The following is a 14,868-nucleotide window of genomic DNA, read 5'->3' as shown; positions in this document are numbered from 1 at the left end:
GATTAAGGTTGGGAAGGGGCGGGAGTAGGCGTGCCCAGGCTGATCTTGGGCAGGACGACGCGGACGCGCTGGTGCAGGAGGGCGACCTGGGTCTTTAAATCCCAGTCGACGGCGTCGGCGGTGATGCGGGCGTCGGGCCGCTCGATCTCGACCCCCTCGTGCCCGCTCAGGCGGCGCTCCACGGTCCAGAAATCGCAGCGCGGCGCGGTGATGACCGTGCCGACGCGGGTGCCGCCCGCCTCGTAGAGGTCGACCTTCAGGCCCGTGATGACGATGCGGTCCGGGGAGAGGACGCGGGCCTCTTCCCCGTTGAGGGTCGACTGGAGGTCGCCCGTCGGCCCGCGCTGCGGCATGACGAAGCCCTTTACGACCGAGCCGAGGGGCATCGAGTTGAACCCCTCGCCGGGGTTGTTCGGCATGGTGGGATTGGCCGCCCGGACGATGGAAAGGGAGGCCGCCAGGAAAGCGGCAAGGAAGGCGGCTTTTTTAGTCCCGCGCCAATTCATTGATGGCGGTGAGTTTACGCAAAAGCGGCTCCATCTGGGCAAGCGGAATCATGTTCGGCCCGTCAGAGGGGGACTTGAGCGGCTCCGGGTGGGTTTCCAGGAAGAAGCCGTCGACGCCGGCCGCCGCGGCCGCGCGCGCCAGGACGGGGACCATCGGCCCGTCGCCGCCGGTCGCCCGGCCCAGGCCGCCCGGGCGCTGGACGGAGTGGGTCGCGTCGAAGATGACGCGGTGGCCCGCGCCGCGCATCGCGGCCAGGCCGCGCATGTCGACGACGAGGTTGTGGTAGCCGAAGGTGGTGCCCCGCTCGGTGATCCAGTAGTCGGCGCAGCCGGAGCCCTTCAGCTTCTCCGCGATGAGGCCGACGTCCTCCGGGGCGAGGAACTGCCCCTTCTTCACGTTGACCGCGCGGCCGCTCTGCGCGGCGGCGACCAGCAGATCGGTCTGGCGGCAGAGGAAGGCGGGAATCTGGAGAAGGTCGACGACCTGGGCGACGGCGGGGATCTGCGCGGACTCGTGCACGTCGGTCGTCACGCGCAGGCCCAGCTTGTCCTTCACCGCCTGCAGGACGGCCAGGCCCTTTTCCATGCCCAGGCCGCGGAAGGAGTCCCCGGCGGAGCGGTTGGCCTTGTCGTAGGAGGCCTTGAAGATGAAGTCGAGGCCCAGGCGCTCGGCGATTTCCTTCAGCTGCGCGGCGATCTCCAGGGTGAGCGCCTCGCTCTCGATGACGCAGGGGCCGGAGATGAGGCGGAGGGGGGCCTTGCTCACGCGCGGATCCTTTCCAGGGCCGCCTTGACGAAGCCGGAGAAGAGCGGGTGCGGCGCGTTCGGCTGGGACTTGAACTCCGGGTGGAACTGGGAGGCGACGAACCACGGGTGGTCGGCCAGCTCGATCACTTCCACGAGCTTCCCGTCCGGCGAGGTGCCGGCGATGACCAGGCCCTTCTCCTCCATCTCCGGGCGGTATTGGTTGTTCACCTCGTAGCGGTGGCGGTGCCGCTCATGGATGGTGTCGGCGCCGTAGGCGGCGCGGGCCTTCGTCCCCTCCTTCAGCAGGCAGGGGGAGCTGCCCAGGCGCATGGTGCCGCCCTTGGTCACCACGTCCCGCTGCGCGTTCATGAGGCAGATGACGGGATCGGGCGAGCCCTCGTCGAACTCGGTGCTGTGCGCCTTGGCGCGGCCCAGGACGTTGCGGGTGAACTCGACGACGCCGATCTGGAGCCCCAGGCAGAGGCCCAGATAGGGGACCTTGTTCTCCCGGGCGAACTTGGCCGCCAGGATCTTCCCCTCCACCCCGCGCACGCCGAAGCCGCCGGGGACCAGGATGCCGTCCATCCCTTCCAGGAACTTTTCCGCCCCCTCGGACTCGATGTCCTCGGAGTCGACCTTGGTGATCTCCACCCCGCAGTCGTTGGCCGCCCCGGCGTGGACCAGGGACTCGTAGACGCTCTTGTAGGCGTCCTGGTGCTCGATGTATTTGCCGACGACGGCGATGTTCAGCTTGTTCTTCGGCGCGATGAGGCGGGCGATGAAGTTCTGCCAGTCCGTCATGTCGGCGCGGGGCAGGTCCAGCTTCAGGTGGCGGCAGACCAGCTCGTCCAGGCGCTCCCGCTCCAGCATGAGGGGCAGCTCGTAGATGCTGTGGGTGACGTCGATCTCCTCGATGACGGCCTCCTGCGGCACGTTGCAGTACATGGAGAGCTTGTGCCGCATGTCGCGGTCGATCGGGTATTCGGTGCGGCAGACCAGGACGTGGGGCTGCAGGCCGATCTCGCGCAGCTTGGCCACGCTCTGCTGGGTGGGCTTGCTCTTCAGCTCCCCGGCGGCCTTGATGTAGGGCAGCAGGGTGACGTGGAGGAACATGGCGTTCTCCGGCCCCACCTCCAGGGCGAACTGGCGGATCGCCTCCAGGAAGGGCAGCCCCTCGATGTCGCCCGTGGTGCCGCCGATCTCGGTCAGGACCACGTCGCACTTGTGGTGCTCGCCCACCTCGCGGATGCGGCGCTTGATCTCGTCGGTGACGTGGGGGATGACCTGCACCGTCTTGCCCAGGTAGTCGCCGCGGCGCTCCTTGCCCAGGACCGACTCGTAGACCTGGCCGCTGCTCAGGCTGTTGACGCGGGAAAGGCTGGAGGAGGTGAAGCGCTCGTAGTGGCCCAGGTCGAGGTCGGTTTCCGCGCCGTCGTCCAGGACGTAGACCTCCCCGTGCTGGTAGGGGCTCATGGTGCCCGGATCGACGTTCAGGTAGGGGTCGAACTTCTGCAGGGTCACCTTCAGCCCGCGCTTTTCCAGGAGGGTGCCCAGGGCCGCCATGGTGAGGCCTTTGCCCAGGGAGCTGACCACGCCGCCGGTGACGAAAATGTACTTCATGGGGGAACTGTTAGAGGAGTTTTTGGACAAGGCGCAAATCTGCGGGCGTATCGACGCCGTGACAACGCATTTTCGTCTCCACGACGCGGATGGCCATGCCGTTCTCCAGGGCGCGGAGCTGCTCCAGGGATTCGGCCTGTTCCAGGACGCCCGGCGGCAGCTTCACGAAGCGGCGGAGGGCCTCCGCCCGGAAGGCGTAGAGGCCGACGTGCCGCAGATAGCGGGGCTTGGCCTTCCCCCGGGCAAAGGGGATGGGGCTGCGGGAAAAATAGAGGGCCCGGCCCGCCGCGTCGCAGACCACCTTCACCACGTTCGGGTTGGCCAGGTCGGCCGGGTCGGTGACGGCATGCGCCAGGGTGGCGATGGGGGAACGGCCGATCCCCGCGATGAGGCGCTCGATCTCCTTCGGGTCGACGGCGGGCTCGTCCCCCTGGATGTTCACGTAGAGGTCGGCCTTGGCGCGGAGGCGGCGGGCCGCCTCGGCGATCCGGTCGGTGCCCGTCGGATGCTCGGGGGAGGTCATGACCGCCTCCCCGCCGAACCACTCCACGGCGCGGAAGATCCGCTCGTCGTCGGTCGCCACCACCACGCGGTCCGCCCGCTTGCACTTCCGGGCCTTTTCCCAAACCCATTGGATGAGGGGCTTGCCCTTGATGAGGACCAGGGGCTTTCCGGGGAAGCGGGTGGAGGCGTAGCGGGCGGGGATGACGATGACGGTTTTCATTCCTGGGAAAGGATCCATTCCACGGCGGCGCGCAGGCCGGGGGCGTCGTGGTCGGCCAGGCGGGCGGCGCGGTCCCATTCCCGGGCGTTCTCCCCCGTGCGGACCAGGACGGTGCGGCACCCGGCGTTGCGCCCGCAGAGGACGTCCCCCAGCCGGTCGCCGACGAAGTAGGAGCGCCGCAGGTCCAGGCCGTGGTCCCGCGCCGCGCGGTAGACCATCTGCGGGGAGGGCTTCCGGTCGGCGTCGGTCGCGCCGTGGCCGTAGGCGCAGTAGACCTCCTTGAAAACAAAGCCGTCCATCTGGCGGAAAAGCTCCCGGTTGACCGAGGCGACCTGCTCCACCGTGATGAGCCCCCGGCCGACGCCGGACTGGTTCGTCGCCAAAAAAATCTCGAAGCCGCGCTTCTCCAGCTCCCGCACCGCCTCTCCCGCGCCGGGGAAAACGACGACCTGGGCCGGATCCCCCAGGTAGGGAACGTTCCGCATAAGGGTGTCGTCCCGGTCGAAGAAGACCGCGCGCGGGCCGCCGCTCATGGCTGCAGGCTTTCCAGCAGCTCCTGGGGCGTCAGCGTCGCCGTGCCCAGCTTGCCGACGACCACGCCGGAAGCGTGGTTGGAGATCTCCGCCGCCTCAATGCCGGTCGCGCCCGCCGCCAGCGCCAGGGTGAAGAGGGCGATGGCCGTGTCCCCCGCGCCGGAAACGTCGAACACCTTCTGCGCCCGCGTCGGGGTGTGGTAAGGCTCGGCCTTCCCCTTCTCGAAAAGGAACATTCCCTCCTCCCCCAGGGTGATGAGGAGGTAATCGGTCTGCCAGCGCTCCCGCAGGATCGCGGCGGCGCGGTCCACGGCCGTCTTGTCATGGCCGCCCCGGTCGTCCACACCCGCGCAGGCCAAGGCCTCCAGGCGGTTCGGCTTCACCGCCGTGGCCCCCCGCCAGTCCAGCGGGTTCTTCGGATTCAGGTCGACGGTGACGATCTTCTTGTGCTCCCGCGCGGCGGCGATCGCCGCGTCGACGATCTCCTGGTCCAGCAGGCCCTTGCCGTAATCCTCGATGAGGACCGCGTCGCACAGCGGGATCTCCCGGCGCAGCGCGGCGACCACGCGCGCCTTCGCCTCCGCGGGCAGCGCCCCGATCGTCTCCCGGTCCACCCGGACGATCTGCTGCTGGCGGCCGATGATCCGCATCTTGTGCGTCGTGGGCCGGTCGGAAAGCTCCACCAGGCCGGAGACGTCGCAGCCGCCCGCCTCCAGGAGGCCGCGCAGCTGGCCGCCCGCCGGATCGGCGCCGATCGCGCCCACCACGGAAGTCCTGTGCGTGAAGGCGTCCAGGTTGCGGACCACGTTCGCCGCGCCGCCGGGGTAGAAGGAGGAGCTTTGCACCTCCACCACCGGCACCGGGGCCTCCGGCGAGATGCGGGAGACCTGCCCCCAGATGAACTCGTCGAGCATCAAGTCGCCGACGACCAGGACGCGGAGGGAGGAGAACTTCGCCAGGAGCTCCTGGCAGCGGGCAACGGAGAGGGAATTCATTGCAAGGCGTAGGGCTTTAGCATAAAGAGAACGCTTCGTCACCCGGCAGGAACAGGGAAAACAAGGGAGACGAACCGGAGCCCCCCGCCATGACCGACTTCAAAGCCGCCTGGACCCTCGTTGACGCGTCCGCGGAAGAGACCTCTCCGCTTCCCGCCCCCCTCCCGGAAGCCCTTGCCGCCGTCGCCACGCTCTTTCACAAACTGGAAGTCGAAACCGCTTCCTATCTCAATCCCGAACGCGCCCAAGGCTTCGCCAGCTTCGTCCGGGACGTCGAAAGGATCATCGCCCCCTTCCATCCCGGGCCGGAAAGCCTCCGCCAATCGATCGAAGCCGCCGCGGGCCGCCAGGAACAGCGGCGGAAATGGGAAAGCCTCCCCGCCCCCGCCTCCCTGGCCGATTCCCTCCTGGAAATGGAAACCCAGGCCCGGCCCGCCACCCTCCAGGGCGCCGTCGACCTGGCCGCCACCGGCCTGCGCGGCCTCACCGCCCACGCGGCCCGCGCCGCCGCGCCCCGGGAAACGCCCGCCCCCCTCGGCTTCGAGCAGACCTTCTCCCTCCTCCGCCCGGAACGGGAGCCGATAGAACTCTTGGCCGATTTGGATCAGGGCCTGCACGCCGCCAAGGATTCCCAACTGGGCGCCGGCGACCTGGGCGGCCTGCGCGCCCTGCGGAACGTCGGCGCCACGGCCCTGGAGGGCCTGGTCCGCCTGACCGGCACGCCCGCCGCCTCCTGGCATGAGAGGGCTCTGGAATGGCAGGTCTCCGCCGAGGAACAGCGCGCCCGGCACGGCTTCCCCGCGCCGTCCGTGGCCAGCGGCATCCTCCACGCCGCCAGCCGCATCCCCTACGCCAGGGAATACGAGAAAAGCCGCCAGGAAACCCAGGACCCGGACGTCCAGATCGCGCACTTGGGCAAAATAATCGAGGAACTGCAAACCATCTACTTTTACGCGGAGGAAACCCTGGCCCACCACGGCAGCCGGATCGCCCTCGAGCCGGCCCTGGCCCGCGACGCCAGCTTTCCGTTCCACGCCGCCCGCTTCCCCTCCCGCGACCAAATCCTGGCTCGCCCCAACGTCCAGCAATCGCTTAAGCCCCTCCCCGGCGACACCTACCAAGCCTAACCCCGCCATGACCGACTTCACCGCCGCCTGGAACCTGATCGACCAGCCCGACGTCTGGCCCTCCTCCCTGCCCGCCGCCGCGGAAGACCTGCCCCGCGCCGCCGCCGAGCGCTTCCACTACCTGGAGGCCTCCACCCTCACCAACGCCGAGGAATACACCCCCCAGCACCTCGCCCGCTTCGTCCACCAAACGGAAGAGCTGCTCAACGCCTTCTCCCCCGGCGACGTCCGCGCGCGGATCGAGGCCGCCGCCCGCGCCCAGGAGGCGGAGGAAACCCGCCAGGGCCGCCCCGTCCCCACCTCCCCCGCCGCCGCCGTCCTGGGGATGGAGAAACTGGCCGCCCACGCCGCCGGCATGGCGGGCGCGGCGGACGCCGCCCCCCTCGCCGTGGAGGACCTGGTCCAGCTGGCCGCCTCCGGCCTGCGCGCCACCGCCGCGCAGATCGAGCGCGGCCAGCCCGCCCGGCAGCCCGACGCGCTCGACTACCAGGAAACCTACGCCCACCTCCACACCCGGGAGGCGGAGGGCGACCTGGACGCCACCCTCGACGACCTGGCCGCCCTCCTGGCCCGCGCCAAGGAAGCCCAGCTCCGCGAGGGCGACCGGGGCGGCCTGGCCGCCTTGAAGGAAGCGGGCGCCGCCGCCCTGGGCCACCTGGAAAAGCTGACCGGCCAGGACCCCCGGGAACTGCACGAAGAAGCGCTGGAAGGCCACGTCTACCATGACGAGATCGAAAGCCGCTACGGCCTGCCCGCCCCCTCCGTGGCCCAGTCCGTCCTGCGCGCCGCCACCCGCATCCCCTACGCCCGGCAAAAGGAAGCCTACCGCCAGGAAAAAAGCGCGGAAGCCGCCGAGGACCCCTACTTCGCCGAGATGCTGAGGGACCAGGTCGTCAACGAGATCAAGTCGATCTACTTTTACGCCGAGGAAGCCGTGGCCGCCCACGGCCGCCTGCTGGAACCCGCGCCGGAAAAGGAAAAGCTGGCCGCGCCGTTCCCCACCCGCGCGGAACTCCTGGCCCGCCCGGACGTGAAGGAGGCGATCCACGCCTTCGACCACCCCTCCGACCCGGGCAACTTCTAGGCGATCTCGACGATCGGATAGCGGCCCAGGACGGAGAGCGCCGTCGTCGCCGGACGGAGCGCGTCGAGCGCCGCCTCGCCCGTCCCCTCGTATTCCAGGAAAAAGCGGTATTCGTCGAACCGGCCCGGGATCGGCCGGGACTGGATCATCGTCAAATTGAGGCCCTGCGCCGCCACCGCCTGCAGCGCGCCGACGAGGCTGCCCGGCGTGTGCGGCAGCTCGCAGACCAGCGCCGTGTGCGTCGCCGCCGGGCCGCCCGCCACCGGCTTTCCGATCACGTAGAACTTCGTCCGGTTCGGCACGCCCGCCTGGACGTCGGCCCGCACCGTCTCCAGCCCGTAGAGAAGGGCGGCCTGGTCGCCCGCCAGGGCGGCCGCGCCCGGCTCCTCCCACGCGCGCTTGGCCGCCAGGGAAGTGCTTTCCACCGGCACCAGCCGGGCCGCCGGGTAGTGCGCGGCCAGCCACGTCCGGGCGTGGGCCAGGGCGGCGGCGTGGGAATAGACGACGCGCACCTCCTCCCCCGCCTTCCGCGCCAGGAGCGCCAGCGCGATCGGCATCGCCAGGCACTCCCGCACCGCCGCGCCCGCGGGCAGGGCCGTGATGAGATGGTCGATGGTGTCAGGGATGACGCCGCTGGAGGCGTTCTCAATCGGCACGACGATCTGCGCCACTTCCCCAAGGGCGGCGAAGGCCTGGCCGACCAGGGAAAACGGCCGCAAGGCCGCGCCCGGAAAGCGCCGCGCGGCGGCCCGGTGGGAAAAGCTCCCCTCCTCCCCGAAGTAGCCAACCTCCGCGCTCACGCCTTCCGCTCCTTGGCCAACAGCTCGAGCGCCGCGTCGATCACCGCGCGATGGGCTTCCGCCCGCACCGCCAGGTCGAATTCCGACGGCGTCTCCACCGTGAAAACGCGCCGCGTGCCCTGCAGGTAAAGATAGGGCCCCTCCGGCAGGCCGATTTGCGCGAAAAAGGCCCGGAAGAACAGGGCGGAGGCGTCCCGGTAAATGACGCCCCGGTCGCAAGGGAACGACTCGATCGTCCGGCTCGGGTCGGGCGGGCAGTAGGGCCGCGCGGCGCGCAGCAGCCGGTGGCCCCAGCGCGCGCCGCCGGAACCCAGCTCGTAGAGATAGATGCCGCAGCCGTCGTAATCCTCATGGAGCAGCAGCCCCAGGTCAAAGGGGCGGACGCAGAGGCGGCGGAGCGCGGCGATGACCGGAGGCCGCTTGTCGAAACAGCGGTTCAGGTCCCGGCCCGCCGCGTCGGCGCGGCGGTTGGCCCGCAGGCCGGAGGGATTGACGCAGGGGACGATGGTCAGGTGGAAGCGGCGCGCCGCCGCGCGGGCCGCCGGGCTCTCCATCCAGCGCAGCAGCCCCTCCACGCCGCCCGGCTCGTCCCCGTGGATGCCGGCGGAAAGGTAGACGCGGGGGCGGTCCTGCTTGGCGGAAGCGGCGGGGCTTTGCAGCAGCTCCACCACATCCTGCCCCTCGCGGAAAAGGACCGTGCGCCGCAGGCCCAGGCGGCGGGCCGCCTCCCGGGCGCGCCGGGAAACGGTCGCCGGATCGTGGGCCAGGCGCCACCAATCGGCGGACCGGGCGGGCGGGCGCAGGACACGGACGCGCTCCTTTTTCGCCGCCGCTATTTTTGCCGCTGCCACAGCTCCTCCATCTCCTCCAGGGACATCGCGCCCACGGCCTTGCCCGCCGCGCGGGCGGCTTCCTCCACGCCGCGGAAACGGGCCTCGAATTTGGCCGAGGCGTCCCGCAGGGCCGTCTCGGCGTCGACCTTCAGGTGCCGGGCAAAGTTGACGGCGGCGAAAAGCAGGTCGCCGACCTCCTCCGCCACCCGCTCCCGGGCTTCGCCCGCGCGGAGCGCGGCGGCGATCTCCTCCAGCTCCTCGGCGATCTTCGCGCGCGGCCCCTCGGCGTCCGGCCAGTCAAAGCCGACCTGGGCGGCCTTCTTCTGCACCGCCTGGGCGCGCATGAGGGCGGGCAGGTGGCCCGGCACGCCGGCCAGGGCCCCTTCCTGCGCGCGCTCCGGCTTCTCCTGGCGCTTGATCTCCTGCCAATGCTTGAGCACCTCGCCGGAGTCGGCCGCCGCGGCGTCGCCAAAGACGTGGGGGTGGCGGCGGATCAGCTTCTCCGCGATGCCGACGGCCACGTCCCGGAAGGTGAAGTCCCCCCGCTCCGCCGCCATCTGCGCGTGGAAGGCGACATGGAGGAGCAGGTCCCCCAGCTCCTCCTGGAGCAGCGCCGGGTCGCCCGCGTCGATCGCCTCCAGGACCTCGTAGCACTCCTCCACCAGGTGCGGGCGGATGGTGGCGTGCGTCTGCTCGCGGTCCCACGGGCAGCCGTCCGGGCCGCGCAGGGCGGCCATGATCTGGACGAGCCGCTGGACGGGGTCGAGGCCGGAATCGGGAATGGGCAGGGGCATGGGGGAAAACCAGACTACTAAGGAATCTTGATGAGGTCGATCCGGGCCGGATCGGAGGTGCCGAGACCCTGGGCGTCGGCCCCCTTCACGTGGCGGGCCAGGTTGCCGATGGGAACGACCTGCGCCTGCTGCCGCCAGGCCTCCAGGCGGGGCAGGACCAGGGAGTCGATCGCCACCGGATCGGCGCTCAGATAGAGCGCCCCGGGACTGCGGGTGAACTCCGGCGCGCAGGAAGGGCCGCCCGCGTATTGGGCGATCAGCCCCTCCGTGACGTGGAGGACCGTCTTCTTGCGGAAAAGGTCGCGGTCGAGGATCTCCGCGATGGCCGGGTCGCCGTTCACCCCGTCGGCCAGAAAGCGGCGGTTGTTGTCGACGCTGCCCAAGGCCAGGGAGGAAAGGCACCCGCCGAGGCCGACCGACTCGTCGTCGATCATCACCGCCACGTTGACGATTTTCGTGCAGGTCTGGGTCAGGATCTTGGCGAAGTAGGAGCGGTTGCTCGTCTGGTCGGCCAGCTCCTGCTGGACAATCCCCTTCGGCGTCCCGTCGGAGAAGTCGTCCCCCACGGCGCCGCCCCCGGCCATGTCGGCCTGGCGGAGGAGGTCGTCCCGCGTCTTGCCGCGGAAATTAAGGTCGCCCCAGATCAGCTTGCCGGTGATCTCGTTCACGTAAAAGGCGTTCGCGTCGAAACCGGTATCCGGCACCACGTTGCGGACCAGATAGGGCCGCGTCACGTCCCGCACGGCGTAGGCGGTGGGGGCCAGGTTCGGCCCGTCCCGGTCCCAGACGATGATGTGGCCCGGCAACACCCCGGCGGCGATGAGCCCCCGCGCCATGGCGTCCACCAGGAAGGGCGGCGGCGTCACCAGGTCGTTGCCGTGGGCGGCGATCTTGATCCCCACCACGTCATTGGCCGTCACGCCCAGGGAACGCCAGCCATCGGCCTCCGTCTTTTGGCCCGTCAGGCGCAGGAACCCCTCCCGCCACATCTGGACGACGGCGGCGGGGTTCAGGGTAAAATGATTGACCGCGGAGGGCCGCTCCACCAGGACGACGCGGCTGCGGGCCCCCGGGGACGGAGGCGGAGGAGAGGCCGGAGCCGCGCCCGGGCCGGGGGAAATCTGGAGGGTCGACGCCCGCGCCCCCGTCAGGAGCACCGCGCCCAGAAAAGCCGCCCAAAAATGGAGCCCCGGTTTCATCGACGCTTTGCTTTTATGGGGAGCATCCTATCATAGCAAGCCATGGCCGCAGGCACCGATTACGATTTCAAAGCCCTCGTCGAGCAGGTGCGCCAGGCCAGCGACATCGTCGAGATCATCGGCAGCTACGTCCCCCTCAAGCCCGCGGCGGGCCGCTTCAAAGGCCTGAGCCCCTTCAACAAGGAAAAGACCCCCTCCTTCATGGTCGATCCGGGCAAGCAGCTCTTCCACTGCTTCAGCAGCAACCAGGGGGGAGACGTCTTCAACTTCCTGATGCTCTACGAGAACCTCGACTTCATGGGGGCCCTGCGCCGCCTGGGAGAGCGCGCGGGCATCGAGATCCCGGAGCGGACGGGACGCGGCGGAGGCGGCCCCGGCGGCCCCTCCAACCGGACCCTGCGGGAGGAGCTCCTGCGCCTGCACGAGGCCGTCGCCGCCTGGTGGGCGGAACAGCTCCACAAGGCCCCCGCCGCGGAGGCCGCCCGCGCCTACCTGCGGGACCGGGAAATGGGCAGCGCCCTGGCCCGCCAGTTCCAGATCGGCTACGCCCCGCCGGAATGGGACGGCACCCTTTCCTGGGCGCGGAAGAAGGGCTTCAGCCTGGAAGTCTTGGAACAGTCCGGCCTCATCGTCGCCCCGGAGGACAACCCCGGCCGCCGCTACGACCGCTTCCGCGGCCGCCTCATGTTCCCCATCTGCAGCGAGGTGGGAAAAGTCGTCGCCTTCAGCGGCCGCATCCTGGACCCGGACGCCAAGGCGGCCAAATACGTCAACTCCCCGGAAACGCCGATCTTCATGAAGAGCAAGATCCTCTTCGGCCTGGACAAGACGAAGCGGGAGATCCGCGACCAGGGCTTCGCCCTCCTCTGCGAGGGGCAGATCGACCTGATCCGCTGCGTCGAGCGCGGCTTCGGCAACGCCGTCGCCCCGCAGGGAACGGCCTTCACCGAACACCACGCCCGGCTGCTCAAACGCTTCACGGAAAAAGCCGTCATCTGCTTCGACGCCGACCGCGCCGGGGAAAAAGCCGCCTTCGGCAGCGCGGAAAAGCTGTTGGAAGAGGGCTTCGAAGTCCGCATCGCCGCCATGCCGGCGGGCGAGGACCCGGACAGCCTCCTGCGCCGCCCGGAAGGCCCCGGCATCCTCAAGGAACGGATCGCCCAGGCCCGCGACTACGCCCGCCACGTCCTGGAAACCGCCTGCCGGGCGGAGGACGTCACCTCCCCGCGCGGCCGCGGCCGCGTCGCGGAGACCATGGCAGCCGTCGTCGCCAAAGTCCCCAACGCCATCCACCGGGAACGCCTGGCCCTGGAAGTCGCCACCCGGCTGGAAGTCCCCCTGCCCGCCTTCCAGCGGGAACTCGAAAAAGCGGGCAACAAAGCCAAAACCCCGCCCCAGCCCTTCGCCGACGCGGAGGCCGCCCCCGCCGCCGACCTCCCCTTCCTGGCGGACGGGAAAGTCGCCACCCTCGCCTCCCTCTGCCTCCACCATCCGGAACTGGTCCCCACCCTCCAGCGGCAGCTCCACCCCGAATGGCTCTCCCCCTTCGAGGGAGGACGCCTCCTCCTCCAGCTCCTCACCCTCCACGGCGAGCAGGCGTGGGAAGACGAAAACGCCTTCATGACGTCCCTTCCCGGGCCGGAACGCAACTTCGTCGCCCGCCTCCTTTTGGAGCCCCTGGCGCTCCCCGCGGAATCGACGGCGGAAGACCTCCTGCTGGACGTCCTGGCCAAGCTGCGCAAGGAATACAACATCCTGCGCATGAGAACGTTGGAACAGGAGATCAAATCCGGCCTCCTCTCCCCCCCCCAGCTCCTGGAGAAGTCGAAGGAGCTGCTTGACTTGAAGCGGGCCCGCCCGTAGCTTGTCAGGCCCCATCTCCTTTTTTACCTTTTTCCTTTAACACCCCTCCTATGGCCGTCGGCAAATCCAAGAAAAAAACGGTTTCCTCCGCTCCTTCCAAAGCGAAGGCGCCCGCGAAGCCGACGAAGGCCAAGGCTACCGCCAAGCCGGTGAAAGCCGCCGCCAAACCGGCGGCCAAGCCCGCTCCCGCCAAGGCAGCCGCCAAGCCCGCCCCGGAGCCGAAAAAACTTCCCGCAAAGAAAGCCGCCGCGACCGCTCCGGCCGCCGCCTCCAAGAACGGCAAGGGCGCCTTCAAGGCCGCCGCCGCCGCTTCCGCGTCCGCCCCCTCCCACGCCCTCAGCGTCGAAGAACGGGACGCCGCCCACAAGCTGGCCACCGTCTGGGCCCAGCACCCGGAGCGCCAGGACCGCCTGCGCGACCTGGTCAAACTGGCCAAGGAGCAGGGCTACCTCACCTTCGACGACCTCAACGACGCCCTCCCGGAAAGCCTTAACCAGCCGGAGGAGATCGAGGCCGTCCTGGCCTTCCTCCGCAACCTGGAAATCGACATCATCGATTCCTCCGAGGTCGACCGCTACAAGCAGGCCGCCCCGCAGGAAGAAGAGACCCAGGAAGAGGACAAGGAAGCCAAGCTCGACATCCTGGACGACCCCGTCCGGATGTACCTCAAGCAGATGGGGCAGGTCCCCCTTCTCACCCGCGAGCAGGAAGTCGAGATCTCCAAGCGGATCGAGGACGCCGAGCTGATGGTGCAAAAGCACCTCAACCGCTTCGGCTTCATCGCCCGCGAATACCTCAATTTGGCCCGCAAGCTGGAGCACGGCCGCGAACGCTTCGACCGCGTCATCCAGGACAAGAAGATCGAAGGCCGCGAGAAGTACATGAAGGCCCTCAAGGGCCTCACCCGCAACGTGGAGGCCGCCACCGTCAAGCTGGACGCCGCCTACGCCAAGGCCTCCAAGGCCGGCGCCAGCGCCGCCCTGCGCGCCGCCGCCCAGAAGGAAATGGCCAAGCAGCAGGCCGCCCTGGAAAAGCTCTTCGTCAAATTCTTCTACAAACAGAAGGTCATCGAGGACTTCGCCGCCACCTCCGACCTCTTCTTCCAGCAGGTCGGCGAGCTGGAGGCCGAGAAAGGCCCGCCTGGAAAAGAGCCGCTCCAAGAGCAAAGAGACCGCCACCAAGCTCAAGGACATCTCCCAGCGCCTCAAGGAAATGGAAGGGCAGGCCCGCCTCCCCCTGGCCGAGTTCAAGGAACAGCACCTGGAACTCAAGGACTGGCTGCGCAAGGCCCTCCGCGCCAAAACGGAAATGGTGGAGGCCAACCTGCGCCTCGTCATCTCCATCGCCAAAAAATACACCAACCGCGGCCTCTCCTTCCTCGACCTCATCCAGGAAGGCAACATGGGCCTCATGAAGGCGGTCGAGAAATTCGAATACCGCCGCGGCTACAAATTCTCCACCTACGCCACCTGGTGGATCCGCCAGGCCATCACCCGCTCCATCGCCGACCAGGCGCGGACCATCCGCATCCCGGTCCACATGATCGAGACGATCAACAAGCTGATGCGCGTGCAGAAGCAGCTGGTCCAGGAATTCGGCCGCGAGCCGACGCCGGACGAGATCTCCGACGAGATCCAGATGCCCGTCGAGCGCGTGCGCGCCATCCTCAAGATGGCCCAGCAGCCCATTTCCCTCCAGGCCCAGGTCGGCGACAGCGACGACACCACCTTCGGGGACTTCATCGAGGACAAGTCGGCCGAGAACCCCTCGGAAATGACCGCCTACTCCCTCCTCAAGGAGAAGATCAAGCACGTCCTCCACACCCTCACGGAGCGCGAGCGCGCCGTCATCGAGCAGCGCTTCGGCCTGGTCGACGGCTACTCCCGCACCCTGGAAGAAGTCGGCCGCCAGTTCCGCGTCACCCGCGAGCGCATCCGGCAGATCGAGGCCAAGGCGCTCCGCAAGATGCGCCACCCCACCCGCCTCCGCCACCTGCACGGGTTCCTGGAAGCGGAACGCTCCTTCTAAGGCGCAAGGGGAACC

Annotated in this window: 13 protein-coding genes and 2 pseudogenes; 5 read left to right on the top strand and 10 right to left on the bottom strand. The window is 69.1% G+C overall.

All coding sequences use genetic code 11. The features are described from left to right. Positions 1–2: 2 nt before the first annotated feature. Genes PW734_05825 through PW734_05800 form a run of 6 tightly spaced genes read right to left on the bottom strand, consistent with a single transcriptional unit; the run spans position 3 to position 5,125 of the window. Entirely contained in the window at positions 3–506 is a 504-nt protein-coding gene (locus PW734_05825; protein ID MDE1170714.1) for a hypothetical protein, read from the bottom strand. Further along, the gene (gene kdsA, locus PW734_05820) at positions 487–1,272 is read right to left on the bottom strand and encodes a 3-deoxy-8-phosphooctulonate synthase (protein MDE1170713.1); all 786 of its coding nucleotides are present in this window, start codon (positions 1,270–1,272) and stop codon (positions 487–489) included. The genes PW734_05825 and kdsA overlap by 20 nt, the downstream gene beginning before the upstream one ends. Beyond that, entirely contained in the window at positions 1,269–2,873 is a 1,605-nt protein-coding gene (locus tag PW734_05815; GenBank protein MDE1170712.1) for a CTP synthase, read from the bottom strand. The genes kdsA and PW734_05815 overlap by 4 nt, the downstream gene beginning before the upstream one ends. A 10-nt stretch (positions 2,874–2,883) precedes the next feature. Beyond that, entirely contained in the window at positions 2,884–3,597 is a 714-nt protein-coding gene (kdsB, locus tag PW734_05810) for a 3-deoxy-manno-octulosonate cytidylyltransferase (GenBank protein ID MDE1170711.1), read from the bottom strand. Then, a complete protein-coding gene (locus PW734_05805) occupies positions 3,594–4,130 on the bottom strand; it encodes an HAD-IIIA family hydrolase (GenBank protein MDE1170710.1) in 537 nt (178 codons plus the stop codon). The genes kdsB and PW734_05805 overlap by 4 nt, the downstream gene beginning before the upstream one ends. Continuing rightward, complete coding sequence (locus PW734_05800) at positions 4,127–5,125, bottom strand: PfkB family carbohydrate kinase (GenBank protein ID MDE1170709.1); 999 nt, start codon at positions 5,123–5,125, stop codon at positions 4,127–4,129. The genes PW734_05805 and PW734_05800 overlap by 4 nt, the downstream gene beginning before the upstream one ends. A gap of 89 nt (positions 5,126–5,214) precedes the next feature. Between PW734_05800 and PW734_05795 the strand changes: the two genes are divergently transcribed. Together PW734_05795 and PW734_05790 are read left to right on the top strand one after the other, a co-directional pair. After that, entirely contained in the window at positions 5,215–6,252 is a 1,038-nt protein-coding gene (locus PW734_05795) for a hypothetical protein (GenBank protein MDE1170708.1), read from the top strand. Positions 6,253–6,259: 7 nt separating this feature from the next. Then, positions 6,260–7,336 carry a hypothetical protein gene (locus tag PW734_05790; protein MDE1170707.1) on the top strand — a complete coding sequence of 359 codons (1,077 nt, stop codon included), beginning with the start codon at positions 6,260–6,262 and terminating at the stop codon, positions 7,334–7,336. On the opposite strand, the gene PW734_05785 is transcribed toward PW734_05790, so the two are convergent. From PW734_05785 to PW734_05770, 4 genes are read right to left on the bottom strand one after another with little or no spacing between them, the layout of a single operon-like run. Further along, on the bottom strand, positions 7,333–8,136 hold the full coding sequence (locus tag PW734_05785; protein ID MDE1170706.1) for a prephenate dehydratase domain-containing protein: 804 nt from the start codon (positions 8,134–8,136) through the stop codon (positions 7,333–7,335). The two genes, PW734_05790 and PW734_05785, sit on opposite strands and share 4 nt — an antisense overlap. Next, positions 8,133–8,987, bottom strand: coding sequence for a M14 family metallocarboxypeptidase (locus PW734_05780; protein MDE1170705.1), 855 nt, complete (start codon positions 8,985–8,987; stop codon positions 8,133–8,135). The genes PW734_05785 and PW734_05780 overlap by 4 nt, the downstream gene beginning before the upstream one ends. Further along, a complete protein-coding gene (mazG, locus tag PW734_05775; protein MDE1170704.1) occupies positions 8,969–9,763 on the bottom strand; it encodes a nucleoside triphosphate pyrophosphohydrolase in 795 nt (264 codons plus the stop codon). The genes PW734_05780 and mazG overlap by 19 nt, the downstream gene beginning before the upstream one ends. Positions 9,764–9,780: 17 nt before the next feature. Next, entirely contained in the window at positions 9,781–10,962 is a 1,182-nt protein-coding gene (locus tag PW734_05770; protein ID MDE1170703.1) for a DUF362 domain-containing protein, read from the bottom strand. Between the two features lie 42 nt (positions 10,963–11,004). Here PW734_05770 and dnaG point away from each other — a divergent pair, with 42 nt between their 5' ends. From dnaG to rpoD, 3 genes and pseudogenes are all read left to right on the top strand, one after another. Continuing rightward, on the top strand, positions 11,005–12,825 hold the full coding sequence (gene dnaG, locus PW734_05765) for a DNA primase (GenBank protein MDE1170702.1): 1,821 nt from the start codon (positions 11,005–11,007) through the stop codon (positions 12,823–12,825). A gap of 50 nt (positions 12,826–12,875) precedes the next feature. Further along, a pseudogene (locus PW734_05760) lies at positions 12,876–13,520 on the top strand (RNA polymerase sigma factor region1.1 domain-containing protein). A 508-nt stretch (positions 13,521–14,028) separates the two neighbouring features. Beyond that, a pseudogene (gene rpoD / locus PW734_05755) lies at positions 14,029–14,853 on the top strand (RNA polymerase sigma factor RpoD). The last annotated feature ends 15 nt before the right edge of the window (positions 14,854–14,868 follow it).

It is taken from the genome of Verrucomicrobium sp., from assembly GCA_028283855.1.
In the GTDB taxonomy this organism is placed as follows: Bacteria; Verrucomicrobiota; Verrucomicrobiia; order Methylacidiphilales; family GAS474; genus GAS474.
The sequence above is the reverse complement of the archived record's forward strand: the minus strand, read 5'-3'. Positions and strand labels throughout refer to the sequence as shown.